This window comes from Pseudomonas sp. A214, from assembly GCF_900156295.1.
Lineage (GTDB): Bacteria > Pseudomonadota > Gammaproteobacteria > Pseudomonadales > Pseudomonadaceae > Aquipseudomonas > Aquipseudomonas rhizophila.
This window is the reverse complement of the sequence record NZ_LT707062.1, coordinates 4,669,587-4,684,794: the sequence shown is the minus strand read 5'-3', so window position 1 is coordinate 4,684,794 and position 15,208 is coordinate 4,669,587. Positions and strand designations below refer to the sequence as shown.

At 58.5% G+C, this 15,208-nt stretch carries 14 protein-coding genes and 1 pseudogene; 7 read left to right on the top strand and 8 right to left on the bottom strand.

All coding sequences use genetic code 11. The features are described 5' to 3' along the window. Nucleotides 1–24: 24 nt before the first annotated feature. The 3 genes from BW979_RS20905 to BW979_RS20895 are packed head-to-tail and all read left to right on the top strand — an operon-like array spanning nucleotide 25 to nucleotide 2,540. A complete protein-coding gene (locus BW979_RS20905) occupies nucleotides 25–372 on the top strand; it encodes an FmdB family zinc ribbon protein (RefSeq protein ID WP_047229352.1) in 348 nt (115 codons plus the stop codon). A gap of 14 nt (nucleotides 373–386) precedes the next feature. After that, nucleotides 387–1,430, top strand: a complete 1,044-nt coding sequence (locus tag BW979_RS20900; RefSeq protein ID WP_076385510.1) for an aliphatic amidase — start codon at nucleotides 387–389, stop codon at nucleotides 1,428–1,430. Nucleotides 1,431–1,433: 3 nt separating this feature from the next. Further along, nucleotides 1,434–2,540: an AAA family ATPase gene (locus BW979_RS20895; RefSeq protein ID WP_231990594.1), complete on the top strand. Its 1,107-nt coding sequence runs from the start codon at nucleotides 1,434–1,436 to the stop codon at nucleotides 2,538–2,540. On the opposite strand, the gene BW979_RS20890 is transcribed toward BW979_RS20895, so the two are convergent. From BW979_RS20890 to BW979_RS20880, 4 genes are all read right to left on the bottom strand, one after another. After that, on the bottom strand, nucleotides 2,485–4,062 hold the full coding sequence (locus BW979_RS20890; protein ID WP_231990593.1) for a lactate dehydrogenase: 1,578 nt from the start codon (nucleotides 4,060–4,062) through the stop codon (nucleotides 2,485–2,487). The genes BW979_RS20895 and BW979_RS20890 overlap by 56 nt on opposite strands. Before the next feature lie 210 nt (nucleotides 4,063–4,272). Then, on the bottom strand, nucleotides 4,273–4,359 hold the full coding sequence (locus BW979_RS28210) for a hypothetical protein (protein ID WP_442793071.1): 87 nt from the start codon (nucleotides 4,357–4,359) through the stop codon (nucleotides 4,273–4,275). Nucleotides 4,360–4,439: 80 nt separating this feature from the next. Continuing rightward, nucleotides 4,440–4,703, bottom strand: a complete 264-nt coding sequence (locus BW979_RS20885; RefSeq protein ID WP_047229356.1) for a hypothetical protein — start codon at nucleotides 4,701–4,703, stop codon at nucleotides 4,440–4,442. Between the two features lie 130 nt (nucleotides 4,704–4,833). Next, a complete protein-coding gene (locus BW979_RS20880) occupies nucleotides 4,834–5,505 on the bottom strand; it encodes a class I SAM-dependent methyltransferase (RefSeq protein WP_047229357.1) in 672 nt (223 codons plus the stop codon). Nucleotides 5,506–5,731: 226 nt separating this feature from the next. Between BW979_RS20880 and BW979_RS20875 the strand changes: the two genes are divergently transcribed. Together BW979_RS20875 and BW979_RS20870 are read left to right on the top strand one after the other, a co-directional pair. Then, entirely contained in the window at nucleotides 5,732–6,436 is a 705-nt protein-coding gene (locus BW979_RS20875) for a TetR/AcrR family transcriptional regulator (protein ID WP_076385507.1), read from the top strand. Next, nucleotides 6,426–7,211 carry a pyrroline-5-carboxylate reductase family protein gene (locus tag BW979_RS20870; protein WP_076385505.1) on the top strand — a complete coding sequence of 262 codons (786 nt, stop codon included), beginning with the start codon at nucleotides 6,426–6,428 and terminating at the stop codon, nucleotides 7,209–7,211. Before BW979_RS20875 ends, BW979_RS20870 begins: the two co-directional genes overlap by 11 nt. A 284-nt stretch (nucleotides 7,212–7,495) precedes the next feature. On the opposite strand, the gene BW979_RS20865 is transcribed toward BW979_RS20870, so the two are convergent. Further along, a complete protein-coding gene (locus BW979_RS20865; RefSeq protein WP_076385503.1) occupies nucleotides 7,496–9,532 on the bottom strand; it encodes an NADH:flavin oxidoreductase in 2,037 nt (678 codons plus the stop codon). A 359-nt stretch (nucleotides 9,533–9,891) separates the two neighbouring features. Here BW979_RS20865 and BW979_RS20860 point away from each other — a divergent pair, with 359 nt between their 5' ends. After that, on the top strand, nucleotides 9,892–10,794 hold the full coding sequence (locus tag BW979_RS20860) for a glycine betaine ABC transporter substrate-binding protein (protein WP_076385501.1): 903 nt from the start codon (nucleotides 9,892–9,894) through the stop codon (nucleotides 10,792–10,794). Between the two features lie 134 nt (nucleotides 10,795–10,928). Here BW979_RS20860 and BW979_RS28205 read toward each other — a convergent pair whose 3' ends face one another. Together BW979_RS28205 and BW979_RS28200 are read right to left on the bottom strand one after the other, a co-directional pair. Further along, nucleotides 10,929–11,696: a methyl-accepting chemotaxis protein gene (locus BW979_RS28205; protein ID WP_372241386.1), complete on the bottom strand. Its 768-nt coding sequence runs from the start codon at nucleotides 11,694–11,696 to the stop codon at nucleotides 10,929–10,931. Nucleotides 11,697–11,789: 93 nt separating this feature from the next. Further along, a pseudogene (locus BW979_RS28200) lies at nucleotides 11,790–12,872 on the bottom strand (HAMP domain-containing protein); the annotation flags it as partial. A 279-nt stretch (nucleotides 12,873–13,151) separates the two neighbouring features. On the opposite strand from BW979_RS28200, the gene BW979_RS20850 reads away from it, so the two are divergent. Beyond that, nucleotides 13,152–14,195: a GlxA family transcriptional regulator gene (locus BW979_RS20850; RefSeq protein WP_076385497.1), complete on the top strand. Its 1,044-nt coding sequence runs from the start codon at nucleotides 13,152–13,154 to the stop codon at nucleotides 14,193–14,195. Between the two features lie 29 nt (nucleotides 14,196–14,224). Here the strand turns inward: BW979_RS20850 and BW979_RS20845 are convergent, their stop codons facing one another. Further along, complete coding sequence (locus tag BW979_RS20845; RefSeq protein ID WP_047229360.1) at nucleotides 14,225–14,947, bottom strand: pirin family protein; 723 nt, start codon at nucleotides 14,945–14,947, stop codon at nucleotides 14,225–14,227. Nucleotides 14,948–15,208 lie beyond the last annotated feature (261 nt).

Below are 15,208 nucleotides of genomic sequence, written 5' to 3'. Positions count from 1 at the left end.
CCCGATCAATGTCCGGAGAGCGCCATGCCGACCTATGAGTACGAATGCCAAACCTGTGGCTGTTTCACAATGTTGCGGCCTATGGCCCAACGGCACGAGCCGTGCCAGTGCCCGTTTTGCGCGGGCCCAGGAGGGCCGTTGCTGTTGTCTGCGCCGGCGCTGACGACGTTGTCGAGCAGTCAACGCCAGGCCATGGCGACCAACGAGCGAAGTGCCCACTCACCGCAGACCCTTGGTGAGTACCAGCAGAACCGTCGTCACCCCAGTGGGTGCAGTTGTTGCGCACCGAGCAAACCGCTGGCCCCGACCAAAGCCAATCCTCAGGGGCTCAAGAGTAAAACCGGCTCCAGACCTTGGATGATCAGCCATTAACAGAGGTAAATTTCATGCGTCATGGTGATATTTCCAGCAGCCCGGATACCGTGGGTGTCGCGGTCGTCAATTACAAAATGCCGCGGCTGCATACAAAAGCCGAGGTCATTGAAAACGCCCGCAAGATTGCCGACATCATCACTGGTATGAAAAGCGGTCTCCCCGGCATGGACCTGGTGGTGTTTCCTGAATACAGCACCATGGGCATCATGTACGACCACGATGAGATGATGGCGACTGCCGCCAGCATTCCAGGCGAAGAGACTGCGATCTTTTCCGCCGCGTGCCGTGCGGCAGACACGTGGGGGGTGTTTTCCCTGACCGGTGAGCGGCATGAGGAACACCCTCACAAAGCCCCGTACAACACGTTGGTGTTGATCAATAACCAGGGCGAAATCGTCCAGAAGTATCGCAAGTGCATTCCCTGGTGCCCCATAGAAGGCTGGTATCCGGGTGATCGGACCTATGTCTGCGAGGGGCCGAAGGGCTTGCAGATCAGCTTGATCATTTGTGATGACGGTAACTACCCGGAGATCTGGCGCGACTGTGCAATGAAAGGGGCGGAGTTGATCGTCCGCTGCCAGGGCTATATGTACCCGGCCAAAGAGCAGCAGGTGATGATGTCCAAAAGCATGGCCTGGGCCAATAATTGTTATGTGGCAGTGGCCAATGCCGCCGGCTTCGATGGGGTTTACTCCTACTTTGGTCACTCGGCGATCATTGGCTTCGACGGTCGCACTCTGGGCGAATGCGGTGAAGAGGAAATGGGCATTCAGTACGCACAATTATCCGTTTCGCAAATCCGCGATGCGCGAGCGAACGACCAATCACAGAATCATTTGTTCAAGCTGCTGCATCGCGGTTACACCGGGGTCTATAAATCCGGGGACGGCGACAAGGGAGTGGCTGACTGCCCGTTCGACTTTTACCGCACCTGGGTACTGGATGCGCAGAAAGCCCAGGAAAATGTCGAAAAACTTACCCGTCGCACCGTCGGCGTGGCTCATTGCCCGGTGGGAGAGATTCCCCACGACGGTAAAGAAAAACACGCAGGCTAAACCATGCCTTTCGTGAATGATCGCATCGACCCAAACCACCCACGGCCTAGCCTGACCAACGCATCACCGGCAGCAGATTTGTTGACCTCACGCTTCGTCTTCAATCCCGCTCAGGTCATGGCGTTGTTGCGCAGTCGAATTGTCGGCCAAGAACAAGCCATGAGCGCGGTCGAGGCGTTGCTAAACGTGGTTAAGGTCGATATTGGTGAACGTGAGAGGCCGTTGACGGTGAACCTGTTCATGGGGCCAACCGGTGTCGGCAAGACCGAAATCGTCCGTCTGCTGGCACAGGCCATACACGGTCGCTCCGATGCTTTTTGTCGCATCGACATGCACACCCTGGCCCAGGAGCATTACTCGGCGGCGCTCACCGGAGCGCCACCTGGTTATGTGGGGAGTAAAGAGGGCGTCAGTCTGTTCAATAGCGAATTGATTCAAGGTACCTACAGTCGCCCAGGCATCGTGCTGTTCGATGAACTGGAAAAGGCCAGCAAGGAAGTGGTGCGCAGCTTGTTGGGCATTCTTGAGAACGGCCAACTGACCTTGGCGGGCGGTAGCCGAACGCTGGATTTTCGCAATAGCCTGATCTTCATGACCAGCAACATTGGAGCCCGGCAAGCGACTACCTACAGGGAACGTTTTTCACGCGGTTGGCGGCGCTGGCTCGGCATCGCCCCCCAAGGTGAGCAGGCCATGTTGGAACAAGCGCTGCACGCGTGGTTCGAACCGGAATTTCTAAACCGTATTGATCGCATTCTGGTTTTCCAGCGCATCGAAACCCAATGGCTGGAAGCGTTGTTGCAGATCGAACTGAACAAACTCAACCAACGTCTCGGTCAGCATCGTCGTACGCTGGTCCTGGACGTTGCGGCAAGCGACTGGCTGTGCCGAAAGCATGACCCACGCTTTGGTGCTCGGGCTCTGACAAGGCGAGTGCGGGTTGAGCTGGAGCCTGCGATCGCTGAGTGTATGCTGGCTCATCCGCAGGCAATGCAGATGACTGCGACGGTCGAATCAAACCGGCTCACGGTTGTTCCAGCGCAAAGCACTGTGTTCAACGCATCAACGCCAAAGGATTTTCCTGCAACATCACCGAACTGTGGAGGGTAGCGAGCGCTTCCTTCAGTAAGGATTGCTCCTGCGCATCCTTGGATTTCTTGCTCTCCTTGGCGGCGTACTCCAGCAATACCAAGTGACTGCGGCTGGCTGAAGCTTCCTTCGGCACCACGGTCTCTTCAATCAGTTTGCCCGTGACGTACTTCTGTGTCCGTGTGTCCTGGCTGGCGTGTTGCGTGACGGAGGCTTTGGTCAGTCGGCCATCCTTGTAGGCGAGGCTGGCCGAGCTGCTGGCCTTGTCATTCACTTGTACGTAGAGATAGTTCTGCGATTCGTAATCTTTGCCCAGCGCAGGTGCTTTCCCGCCCTTCAGGCTTTTGTGAAAGCTGGCCGATAGACTCGATTGCTGGGTTTGATCGATCTTGCGGTCACGCATGATGGAGCCCGCGACGACAGTCTTTTGCGAGAGGGTATAGGCAAAACTATCGAGTTCAGACAGGTGCATCGGGTTGGACGCCTTGTTAGTCTGAGTGATGGACGCCTCGAAGTCTGCCAGTCCGGTCAATAGGCCTTTGTCCGCCGCATTACGGGTCAATCGGTCAGGTAGGGTAATGCCCTCTGGGTAGTGGCTGTTCATGGCGCTGAACGCATCCTTGAACATCTCCATCAGGGCCGCCTTGGCGTTGCCACGCTCCTGCACTCGGTCAAACTGGGCAAGGTAGCTGTTCAGTGCGTTGGCCTGTTGCTTGGCATCGCCCAGGATTGTGCTGTTCTTCAGGTCAACGCTCAGGTTCAGTTTGCCATCCGGACCGCTCATTTGCGTGGTGCGGCGTTGGTTGTCGGCGCTAAAGGCGAGGGTCAGATCTTCACCGTCCACGCCCTTAAGCTTGGCGTTCAGGTCAATGGATGCCAATACGCTGGAGTCAAACTGCGTCAGCTTGCCCAGGTCGAGCTTGGGCGGCTCGGCCGTCAACCCGTCGACAGCCGCCTGAAAGGCACTGCTCAGAGCGCCAATCGCCTTGAGTTCCTCCTCGCTCAGCGGGCCACCATTCACGGTAGCCTGGACGCCAAGACCATCGTCCTGGCTTGTCAGGCTGAAGGTGACCGTCTTGCCGCTGGCGGTCTTGATGCTGAGACTGATCAGGTTGTCGGCTTTATTGTGCAGTAGCGTCTGTTCGGATTTTATCCCGGCGACGTCGTAAGCCCTGTCCGTGGTGGTATGGAGCACTGACTGGGAAATGCTCGAACCATTCTTGGCGAACTGCTCCACCAAGACCGCACCCAGGCGGTGAAAGCGGTTGGCTATCGACAGCGATCTGGGGTTGGTTCCCATGATGTTGGTGATAGCGTCCTGACCTTCCTTTTCCCAAACACGAACATTCTCCTGGCCAGGCAGTTGCCCGAGGCGGGAATAGGTCTGTGATTCAACATCGACCACCGGGCTGCCCAGGCTGACGATTGCCGACGGTCGAGCCGGGAAGACATCAGCACTGTCTATCGCTGTTGCAGGCGATGCCGCGACAGCGGAGCGAGTCTGGAGGGGAATGGCGGAAGTGATCGAGGATAGGGTAGTCATGACAGTCCGTGTCAACAGAGCAGAGTTACACTCAATGTAGTGAATACACCACCCGATTGAAAGCGGGGTGGGTGAAATAAATGGCAAAGAGCTATTATGCATTTGCCCGTTAGCGAATTCCCGGAGCGGTTCAGCCCAATCTGCAAAGATTGGGCTTTTTTCACGCCTTGAGAAACGGCGTTCCCAGGCCTGTGGTCGACACTGTCGCCGTCAGAAGACCAGCTTGAACAGGGCGATGACCACGATCAGGCCGATTATGAAAATGATACCTACGGTGCCGCCAAGAAATTTCAACATAATGATGCTCTCATCGGATGGGCTTAATTTTCTAGACCACCCTCGACAACGCTCGTTTCGTTGAATTTCACCCACGGTGATCAATGAACCGCCCAAGACCTCGGAACAGGCACCTGATCAAACTTCGAAACGGTCTTGATCCAGTAGCGCCGATAGTCGGTCTGGTCCGGCGCCAGGGGTTTGTGGGTTGACCATGGATGCTCCGCCTTCAGGCTCGCCCGGTAGGCTTCCCATTCTTTCTGCTCGGCCACTTCCCTGGCTTTGGTCCTGTCATCGAACCAACCCAGGACGTACGCTTCGCCCTGATCCGTGCCGTGTGCTATCAGCAGATAAATCTCTGTCATTACCTGGTCCGCCGTTCAATCCTGAAACCCAGTCACTGGGGTCTTACCTTGGGTATCGGCAGTTTTTTTGTGTTGTTGAGGTTTATTGATGAGTGGCGTGCGGTTGAAGTCTGCCCCGTAGCAAACGCCCTTAGTCTCGCCGCTCGGCTACTAACAGTAACGACTGCGGCATCGCACTTTGCGGGTGCTGTGGCTCCTGTAGGCCGGCGAGACGAAAGCCGGCCATGTCCAGTGCGTTGAGCCAACTGGATAAGGTTCGCAAGTACCACGGCATGGGTTGCCACTGTCCCTTGAAACCGGTGAAAGTCTCTTCCCGCCAACCATCCTGGTAGTCGTCCGCTGCCATGACCCACGGGTGCAGCGTCTGAATCACCAGCGTACCGCCAGGGGCGAGCAGGGCGTTCATGGCTGCGAGCAAAGGGACGATGTCTTGATGCAGCAGAGCGAAGTTGGCGCAGATCACGTTGTAGTCGCTGCCGATGTCCACCTTGGCCTGCGCCAGCTCTTCGTAGCTGGCCAAATATACCCGCGAAGAACCGGCGGCCCGCGCGGCCTCAACCAGCGTCGCATCGCCATCTACACCCACCACCTCGATACCTCGTTCAGTCAGGGCACGCAACAACCAGCCCTCACCGCAACCCAGGTCGAGCACACGCTCGGGTTGACGGCCTAGCACCGCCAGTATGATGGCCTGGTTGGTGACCTTGATACGGCTTTCGAGGGTGCCGGTGCGGATGGCTTCGATCCAGGATTGGGCGTTGTGGTGCCAGCTTTGGAGGAGGGCGGATTCGCAGGTGGGCATTTCGACTCTCCGGGTGGGTGGTTAATGCAAGGATAGGACAAATGCTAATGGAGGCTTTGCCTGCCAGAGATACCGCTCAGGCAATTCGTGTGACCGAGAAACGATGGCGATAAGGCTGATGGTCGACTTCAAGACATATGTCTGTTCATGTCAACAAAATGTACTCACATGTACATTTTAGGGTCGTAGAGGTACATTGGTTTATGTATTTTGAAGGAGGCATGGGATGTCCCAGTTAGGGAAAGCACGTGGCAAGGCTCAAGACGCAGGCTGGCGGGGGTCGCCGGAGGGGTGGCTGGAAGCGGCCTACGAGGCTCTGAAGGAGTCGGGCATCGATGCTGTTCGGGTCATGCCGCTGGCCAAGCGCCTGGGCTTGTCACGCACCAGCTTCTACTGGTTCTTCGAGGACCGCGAGCAGTTGCTGGCGGCTTTGTTGTCTCGGTGGCGGGAGACCAATACCGGGGGCTTGATCAGGCAAAGCGAAAGTTATGCCGAAAGCATTTCCGAGGCGATCCTGAATGTGTTCGAGTGCTGGCTCAACCCGCAGTTGTTCGACTCGCAGTTCGAGTTTGCCGTGCGCAGTTGGGCGCTACAGTCCGCTGAAGTGGCCCAAGAGGTCGCTGCCGTAGACGAGCAGCGGATGAATGCTCTGGCGAGCATGTTCAAGCGCTTCGGTTATGACAGCCAAGGCGCTGATACCCGGGCCCGAACGATTTATCTGACGCAGATCGGCTATATCACCATGAATACGAGTGAGCTGATTACTGTGCGCTTCCAGCGCATTCCGCATTACGTGAGTATTTTCACCGGCAAAGTCCCCAAGCAGCGCGAGCTGGATCGCTTCTATGGGAAGTTCGGCTATGCCGAAAAGGAGCCTGGGATCTTTGTTCCCTTGACCGACACTTTCGAAGGCAGCGCCGATGATCAATGAGACCGTGGGGATCATTGGCGGGACCGGCTGGCTGGGCGGGTCGATTGCCAAGGCGGTGTTGGCGAAGGGACTGTTGCCGGCGGCGAACCTGGTCATTTCCAATCGTTCGGGAAACCACCCGTTGGCTCAGCAAGGTGCTTGCCTGGTCGCGGACAACCAGGGCCTGGTGGATCGCAGCGACGTCGTGATCATCGCCGTTCGCCCCGAGCATTTCGCCAGCCTGAACATCAACGCGACGGGTAAAACCGTTATTTCTCTGATGGCTGGGATTGGCGCACAGACAATTGCTGCACAGACCTCGGCTGCGGCAGTGGTGCGGGCGATGCCCAATGCGGCGGTGGAGATCGGGCAGTCCTTTACGCCTTGGTATTGCTTTGCAGAGGTAGCGGCAACGACGAAAAGCCTCGTGCAGCGCTTGTTCGAGTGTGTAGGCACGGCGGCAGAGGTGCAGCAAGAGGACTTCATCGATTACCTCTCGGCGCTCTCGGGTACGGGCCCGGCTTTCCCTGCCTTGTTGATGACGACGCTGGCCAATCAGGCGATGGCTGCCGGCATTCCCTGCGATATCGCCCACCGTGCCGCGAAAAATGTGGTGGTAAGCAGCAGCCAGTTGTTGGCCAGTCACGATGCCCAACACATGATCGACGCCCTGGTGGTCTACCGTGGGGTGACGGCTGCCGCCTTGCAAGCGATGATCGATGGGCACTTCGAGGAGCAGGTGGGCAGGGCGTTGCAGGCAGGTGCAGCGGTTGCTCGTCAGGGGCTTCAAGCCTGAAAAAAGCAGCCCCTGCGCGATCGGGGCTCGTGTGTGTATCGGTTGCTGGGGTAGCAGTTACCACCGTATCGCGAGCAGGCTCGCTCCCACATTCAATCTTCAGTCGATCTAAAATTCATGTCCAACACAGATCCCCTGTGGGAGCGAGCCGGCTCGCGATGACAACAGCACATCCGGCATCCATGTAGCTGAACCACCGCTATCGCCAGCAGGCTCGCACGGGGTGAAAGTCAATGTTAAGTCTCAAAAATTGCCCCTGACTCATGGGGTCAGGGGCATGACCTTCAGACGTCTTTCACCAGCCGCAGTGCATCGTAGATAGCGGCATGGGTATTACGTGCCGACACCGCGTCGCCGATCCGGAACAGCTGGAAACGGCCTTCAGGGTTGGTCACGATATTCTGGGTTTTCCCGGCGATCAGATTGTGCTGCTCCACCGCGCCGTTGTTGCTCGAATGCGGGCGCAGGTCGAAGTACAGATCGTCCAGGGGCAGGGTGCCGTGGTTGATCACCACCTGATCGACCACGCGCTGCTTGTGCACCTGGCCATAATCGCTGCCGAAGCTGGCCACCAGCTGACCGTCGCGCGTCTCTACGGAGTCGACGCGATAGGTGACCGTGAAGGTGACGTTCAGGTCCTGCAGGCTGCGCATGTAAGGCACCAGGTTCATCGCCATCACCTCCGGCGCAAACGACCGGTCCGGCGTGACGATCTCCAGTTGTGCGCCGCTGTTGGCGATGATTTCGGCAGCCTGTAGCGCCGCGTGGTCGCCGGCGTCGTCGAAGATCAGCACGTTCTTGCCAGGCTTGACGTCGCCGGAAATGATGTCCCAGGTCGACACCACCAGTTCATTGCCCTGCTTGAGCACCTCGGTGTGCGGCAAGCCGCCTGTGGCGACGATCACCACGTCCGGTTCCTCGGCGATGACGGTCTCGGCTTCGGCCCAAGTGTTGAAATGGAACTTCACGCCCAAGCGTTCGCATTGCGCCATGCGCCAATCGATGATGCTGATCATCTCGCGACGCCGTTCGCTCTGCGCGGTCAAGCGGATCTGGCCGCCGGGTTGGTCAGCCACCTCGAACACCGTGACGTCGTGGCCGCGCTCGCCGGCGACCCGCGCTGCCTCCAGGCCCGCCGGGCCGGTACCGATCACCACCACCTTGCGCTTGGTGGGTGCCTTGGGGATCTCGTGGGGCATGGTGGTTTCGCGCCCGGTGGCGGCGTTGTGGATGCAATACGCGGCGCCACCCTGATAGATACGGTCCAGGCAGTAGTTGGCGCCGACGCAGGGGCGGATGTCTTCTTCGCGTTTTTCGATAATTTTGCGCACGATGTGTGGATCGGTCATGTGCGCCCGCGTCATGCCGATCATGTCCACCTTGCCCGAGGCGATGGCGTGGCGTGCCGTGGCCACGTCCGGGATCTTGGCCGCATGGAACGTCGGGAAACCGGTGGCCGAGCGGATCTCGCCGGCAAAATCCAGGTGCGGCGAGTTACGCATGCCTTGGATCGGAATCACATCGGTGAGGCCCGCATCGGTATCGATGTGACCGCGAACGACGTTGAGAAAATCCACCAGCCCGCTGTCCTTGAGCATGTGGGAAATCTGGATGCCGTCTTTGGCACCGAAGCCGCCCGGCAGGTTTTCATCGCCGGTGTAGCGCACTCCCAGCAGGAAGTCCTCGCCGCAGCGCTGGCGGATGCCACGCAGCACATCAAAAGTGAAGCGCAAGCGGTTTTCCAGCGAGCCGCCGTAGGGGCCGTCGAGGTCGTTGGTCAGCGGCGACCAGAATTGATCCATGAGGTGCCCGTACGCCTGTAACTCCAATCCATCAAGGCCTGCGGCCTTCATGCGTTCGGCGGCATCCACGTAGTCCTCAATGATCCGGTCGATGTCCCAGTCTTCCAGTTTCTTCGGAAAGGCCCGGTGGGACGCTTCGCGGCGATGAGAGGGCGATACGACCGGGAGCCAGTCGGCCTTGTCCCAGCGTGTACGCCGTCCCAGGTGGGTCAGTTGAATCATCACCGCGGCGCCATGTTCATGGCACTCGTCGGTCAGGTCCTTCATCCATTTGACCACCTCATCCTTGTACGCCAGCACGTTGTTGAACACCGGCGGGCTGTCACGGGAAACGGCAGCGGAACCTGCGGTCATGGTCAACGCCACGCCGGCCTTTGCCCGTTCAACGTGATACGCCCGGTACAGGTCCTTCGGCATGCCATCGACGGGGTAAGCGGGCTCATGGGAGGTGGTCATGATCCGGTTTCTGAGTGTCAGGTGTTTGATCTTGTAAGGCTGCAGCAAGGGGTCGCTGGACATGGTGTTGCGCTCCGGAGCAGAACGTCAGGCGTGGTTTTGACATAACGGTAAGTTGGATGTTCATGTGTGTCAATGATTCAGACAGTGGTGTACATTTTTCTTGCGCCGTCAAAATGCCAGGATTAAGATCGGCTCGCAGCGAGGTGATTTGGCTTGCTCGGGGTGAGGGACTCCAGGCTTGGGCTCAAGAGGGCTAGAGGCACTGAAAATGTCTGCCGCAGTGAACGGCGCCATTGACCCCAACGTGAACGTAGAGATCAAAACCGCCTGAAGATGAGGGCGCTTTTGCGCTCATGAGTGAAGGTGATTGCTTCTGCTGTCCTGCCAACAACAACTCACACAGAACGCGGAGAGGCACTATGGTTACGTTATCCAGTAAGACTTTTAGCGGCTGGCTTGCAGGCCTGTGTATGGTCTTTTGCAGCTTGCTTGCCCATGCCGAGGAGCCTGCGCCTGTGCGCATTGGATGGGTGAATTGGTCGGATACGGAAATCGCTGTAAAGCTGGCAAGCACCGCCCTGCAAGACCACCTCAAGCAACCGGTCAAACTGGTGCTGGCCGATATCGGCATTCAGTTCCAGGCGCTGGCTAACGGTAATATCGACCTGATCCCGATGGTCTGGCTGCCGAGCACTCACAAAGCCTTCTATGACAAGTACAGCGACAAGCTCGAAGACCTTGGCGTGTTGTATGAAGGTCGGATCGGTATGGCGGTGCCAACTTCCATTGCCGCCAGTGAGATCGCCAGCATCGAGGATCTCAACAAACCAGATGTGCGGGAAAAGCTCGGCGGCAAAATCCTCACTTCAGAAGTGGGCAACGGCCAATACAAGCTGACAGAAAAAGCCATTGAGCTATACAAACTCGATGGCTACAAAATGGTTGCTTCGTCCGAATCCGGGATGTTGAGTGAGTTGGATCGTAACCTCAAGCGTGACAAATGGTCTTTGGTCAACGCCTGGAGCCCGCATTGGATGTTCTCCAAATGGTCGCTGCGCTATCTGGATGATCCCAAGAAGATTTTTGGGGGCGCAGAGCAGATTCACGCGGTGGCCCGCAAAGGTTTTAGCGCGGAGTATCCCGACGTCGCCCGCTTCTTCACTCACTTCAATATTCCTCAAGCTGACCTTGAGAGATTGATGGCGGCGGCGCGGGACAGTTCGGCAGACAAGGTGGTCGCCGAGTACTACGCAGCCAACAAACCGCGCTTCGAGGCCATGTTTGGCGGGCAAACCGCATCGGTGACAACAGGGCCGCAATGACTCGGTGACACAGCAAGTGTGGGAGCGAGCCTGCTCGCGATAGCGTCAGCACATTCAACATCAATGCAAGCTGAGCCACCGCCATCGCGAGCAGGCTCGCTCCCACATTTGGGGGGCTGTCTCAGGCTCTACAACTAGAACTTGAACCGCCCCACCAATCCTTTGAGCTGCCCGGAAATATCCGTCAAGCGCCCCGAGCCCGTCTGCGCCGAGTGGGCATATTCTTCCACCAGTTGTGCATCGGTATGGATTTGCGAGATGTGCCGGTTGATGTCCTCGGCCACCTGGTGCTGTTCCTCGGCCGCCGTGGCGATCTGGGTGTTCTGGTCGCGAATCGAGTCCACCGAGATACGGATCTTGTCGAAGCTGTCGCGGGCCTGCTGGATGCGTTCAACGCTGGTTTTGGAGCCCTGCAGACTGCCTTGCATCTGCAGGGTGACTTCCTGGGTCCGGCGCGCGAGGTTGCCCAGCAGGCTGTCGATCTCGCCGGTGGAGTCGGCGGTACGCCGGGCCAGGGCGCGGACTTCATCGGCCACCACGGCGAACCCACGACCTTGATCGCCGGCCCGCGCGGCCTCGATGGCGGCGTTGAGGGCCAGCAGGTTGGTCTGTTCGGCAATCGAGCGAATGGTGTCGAGGATGGTGTTGATGTTCTTGCTGTCCTGCTCCAGCGCCTGCATGGTCTGGGTCGACTTTTGCAGATCCTCGCTCAATTTCAGCACACTGCCCGTGGCTTCGCCGATGTGATGCTGGCCGTCGTGCACGTCGCGATAACCTTCGTCCGCGCTGGAGGCCGCCTGGCTGCAAGAGCGGGCGACCTCATTGGCGGTGGCGACCATTTCGTTGAACGCGGTGCTTACCAGTTCAACGGCCTGGCGTTGACGTCCGGCGGCTTCGTTCATGTTTTGCGCCACTTCGCTGGTATCGGCGGCGGCGCTTTGCAGGTCGGAGGAGGCGCTGCCGATGCGCTGCACCAGTTGGGCGATCATGCCCAGGAACTGGTTGAACCAACTGGCCAGAGTGGCGGTTTCGTCCTTGCCTTGCACCGAGAGCTTGCGGGTGAGGTCGCCTTCACCTTCGGCGATTTCCTGCAGGCCATTGGCAACACCGCGAATCGGTCGCACGATCACGCTGGCGAAACTGGCGCCGACGATGGCGAACACCACTGCCAGCGCGGCGGCGATGATGGCGATCAACCAGGTCAGGCTCGCGGCTTCGGCCATGACTTCGTCGCGTTTGATCAGACCGATGAAGCGCCAGCCCAGGCCTTTGGAACTGACGACGTTGGCCATGTAGGGCACGCCATCGATCTCGATCTGAGTCACGCCATCACCGCTTTTGGCCAGTTCGGCATAGTTGGGGCCAATTTCTGCCATGGGCTTGAAGTTGTGCTTGGCATCGCTGGGATCGACCAGGACGTTGCCATTGGCTTCGACCAGCATCAGGTAACCGCTGTCGCCCAGCTTGATGTTCTTGACCAGTTCGGTCAGTTGCTTGAGCGACACGTCCAGGCCCACCACACCCACCAGCTTGCCGGCGGCGTCGGAGACCGTATGGACGATGCCGATCAGCGACACGTCGTCCGGTGCCCAGTAATAGGCGTCTGTGCGCACGGTGGTGCCCGGCGAAGCGATGGCGGCCTTGTACCAGGGGCGTACGCGGGGGTCGTAATTGGAAATTTTGGGGTCGTCAGGCCAGCTGGCGTAACCGCCGTCGGCCAGCCCCAGAGAAAGATAGGCGGTGGTCGGATGGCTTTTGGCGAATCTGTCGAATATGTCCAGCAGCTGTTTGTTGTTCTCAGGCAGCGGAATTTGTGCAGCGTCGGCACCGGAATAATTTTTCAGATCCTTGGCCGCGATAATCCGTGGGTCCTTGGCGAAGAACTCGACGTTCTGGCTGATGCCATCGAAGAACTGCTTCATGCCGTTGTCGATCTGGCGGATTTCACGGCCGCTGCTGTCCAGGAAGTTGGTTTGTGCGGCGTCGCGCAGGTTCAACACGACCAGCACCGCCACCAGGATAACTGGCAGGCAGGCGATGGCCGCGAACGCCCATGTCAGCTTCTGTTTGATATTCATGACTTCTCCCGCGGATATTTATAGGTGTTGAAACGGCGGAAACAGGAAACAGTAGCGGTGCGCGTTGCGAGTTTCTGGAACGGGGGAAGCGCCCATGCGTACCTACACGATATCGACCAGAATCGACGGTACTTGAGGTCGAGGAGGGGGCGATGACCCTGCGGTGTCGCGAGTCGATTGCAGCCGTCGTGGTTAATCTGGAAGATGTGCCAATTGCTCTGCTGCTTAAAGCGCGAGCGTGATGCAAGTCCTGATGCCTTCATGTATTGACGAGGCCCTATGCCAAGCGCATTCGAGAGCGTACTTAAAAACAAAAACATGGCTTACCGGCCGCTCGGATCCTCAGGTGCTGACCAGGCTCCGGTTCGTGTCGCGTTCGTATTGATGGACAACTTCTCGATGATGTCCTTTACCGGTGCGGTGGATGCGCTGGTGACGGCCAACCTGATGAGCGACAGGCCTCTGTATGAGGTGCTGACGGTTGGGGCCTCGGGGAGTCAGGTGACCAGTGACCTGGGGATCGTCATCTCGGCCGATATCGAGTTGGCGCAGTTGCCGGAAAACCAGGACGTCCTGATCGTCGCCGGTGGCTTTCGCGTGAAGTTGCAGGGCATGCCGCTGCTGCGACGCAAGCTGCGCGCCAACGCCGCGTCCGGTTCAATACTGGGCGGGTTGTGGAACGGCGTTTTTTTCGTCGCCGATGCCAGTTTGCTCGATGGTTTCGAGTGCGCGGTTCACCCGGAAAGTCGCGCCATGATGGCGGAGGTTTTTCCCCATGTGAAAGTTTCCAGCCGCGCTTATGTGGTGGACCGGCAGCGGGTCAGTTGCGCAGGTGCCAACAGCTCGCTGCGCATGATGCTTCAGTTGATCCGCCAGACGGGAGGCGAAGCGCTGGTGGGGGCGATCGAGGAGATCCTGCGGTGTGATGAGTCGGGCGACGCGTCGGATCTGCCGCCGGTCTTCGTCGAAACCGATCCGACGCTGCCAGAAAGTCTCAAGCTGGCGTTGGAGTTGATGTGGCAAAACATCGAGGAGCCGTTGACCATCGATGAGCTGGCGGCATGCGTGAAGATTTCCAAGCGGCAGTTGGAACGGCGCTTCTGCAGTTTCCTCGGCGCAACCCCGACACGTTATTACCTGGAACTGCGCCTGACCCGTGCGCGCCAACTTATCCAGCAGACCAATCGATCCGTCACAGAAATCGCCGTGGCGACGGGCTTTGTCAGCTCGCCGCACTTTCAGCGTCGTTTTCGCGATTTCTTCGGCGTTCCGCCCGGCAGTTATCGTTCGACGTTTGAGCGAAAACAGGGCGTTCGGGGATAGCACGCGACCTGTTCGGACAGGGGCCGCCCTCAGGGCATCTGCGGCAATTCCTGTGGCCGCAGATCAAACACCAGGACCTCGGCATCCTGACCGTTGCTCAACGTCAGCAGCTGTTCCTCGCGCACCCGTACGCCATCACCTTCCTGTAACGGCACCCCATTGAGCTCGATGCTGCCGCGGGCCACATGCACGTAGGCATAACGATCAGGCGCCAATGTCAAGGTAGCGTTTTCCTTGCCGTCGAACAGCCCGGCATAGACCCGTGCGTCCTGGCGCACCTGGAGCGAGCCGTTGGCGCCGTCCGGGGAAATGATCAATTGCAGGCGACCCCGTTTCTGTTCGGCGCTGAAGTGCTCCTGTTGATAGCGCGGTGTGGCGCCACTGACGTTGGGCACGATCCAGATCTGCAGGAAGTGCACCAGCTCCTCGGCGCTGTGGTTGAACTCGCTATGGGCCACACCGCTGCCGGCGCTCATCAGTTGCACATCACCGGGGCGAATGACGGAGCCGGTACCCAAGGTGTCCTTATGCTCCAGCGCGCCTTCAAGTACATAGGAAAAAATCTCCATGTCCCGATGAGGATGCTGGCCGAAGCCCTTGGCCGCTGCGACCCGGTCGTCGTTGATGACCAGCAGGTCGGAGAAGCCTTGTTCATTGACGTTGCGGTAGCTGGCAAAGGAAAAGGTATGGAACGAGGTCAGCCAGCCGTGGCGGGCTATGCCGCGGTCTGAAGCTTTGCGAAGGGTCAGCATGGTAGCTCTCCTGATGTGTATGGGCGGCGGCGTTGGGCGTTCGCCAGGTTCAGAAGAAGGTTAATGGTTATTGAATTGTTCAATAAGCAGGTGGAAAACGAAATACTGTCCGTTCTAAGTGGACAATAAGCAGTGCCTACCCGCAGGCACGTGGCTTCGACATAATGTTGGTTTTGCAGGCTACACAACCCTGTGGGAGCGAACCTGTGTGCGTAGAGCCGCTTCAGCTTGGCCCTTTGTTGGTTGCCAGTGCGCTATCGT

Bases quoted from the DNA above. Each gene is read 5' to 3' on its own strand.
- BW979_RS20895 (WP_231990594.1), top strand. From the start codon at position 1,434: ATGCCTTTCGTGAATGATCGCATCGACCCAAACCACCCACGGCCTAGC.
- BW979_RS20905 (WP_047229352.1), top strand. From the start codon at position 25: ATGCCGACCTATGAGTACGAATGCCAAACCTGTGGCTGTTTCACAATG.
- BW979_RS20865 (WP_076385503.1), bottom strand. From the start codon at position 9,532: ATGTCCAGCGACCCCTTGCTGCAGCCTTACAAGATCAAACACCTGACA.
- BW979_RS20890 (WP_231990593.1), bottom strand. From the start codon at position 4,062: ATGACTACCCTATCCTCGATCACTTCCGCCATTCCCCTCCAGACTCGC.
- BW979_RS20900 (WP_076385510.1), top strand. From the start codon at position 387: ATGCGTCATGGTGATATTTCCAGCAGCCCGGATACCGTGGGTGTCGCG.
- BW979_RS20845 (WP_047229360.1), bottom strand. From the start codon at position 14,947: ATGCTGACCCTTCGCAAAGCTTCAGACCGCGGCATAGCCCGCCACGGC.
- BW979_RS20860 (WP_076385501.1), top strand. From the start codon at position 9,892: ATGGTTACGTTATCCAGTAAGACTTTTAGCGGCTGGCTTGCAGGCCTG.
- BW979_RS20875 (WP_076385507.1), top strand. From the start codon at position 5,732: ATGTCCCAGTTAGGGAAAGCACGTGGCAAGGCTCAAGACGCAGGCTGG.
- BW979_RS20880 (WP_047229357.1), bottom strand. From the start codon at position 5,505: ATGCCCACCTGCGAATCCGCCCTCCTCCAAAGCTGGCACCACAACGCC.
- BW979_RS28210 (WP_442793071.1), bottom strand. From the start codon at position 4,359: ATGTTGAAATTTCTTGGCGGCACCGTAGGTATCATTTTCATAATCGGC.
- BW979_RS20850 (WP_076385497.1), top strand. From the start codon at position 13,152: ATGCCAAGCGCATTCGAGAGCGTACTTAAAAACAAAAACATGGCTTAC.
- BW979_RS20885 (WP_047229356.1), bottom strand. From the start codon at position 4,703: ATGACAGAGATTTATCTGCTGATAGCACACGGCACGGATCAGGGCGAA.
- BW979_RS28205 (WP_372241386.1), bottom strand. From the start codon at position 11,696: ATGAACGAAGCCGCCGGACGTCAACGCCAGGCCGTTGAACTGGTAAGC.
- BW979_RS20870 (WP_076385505.1), top strand. From the start codon at position 6,426: ATGATCAATGAGACCGTGGGGATCATTGGCGGGACCGGCTGGCTGGGC.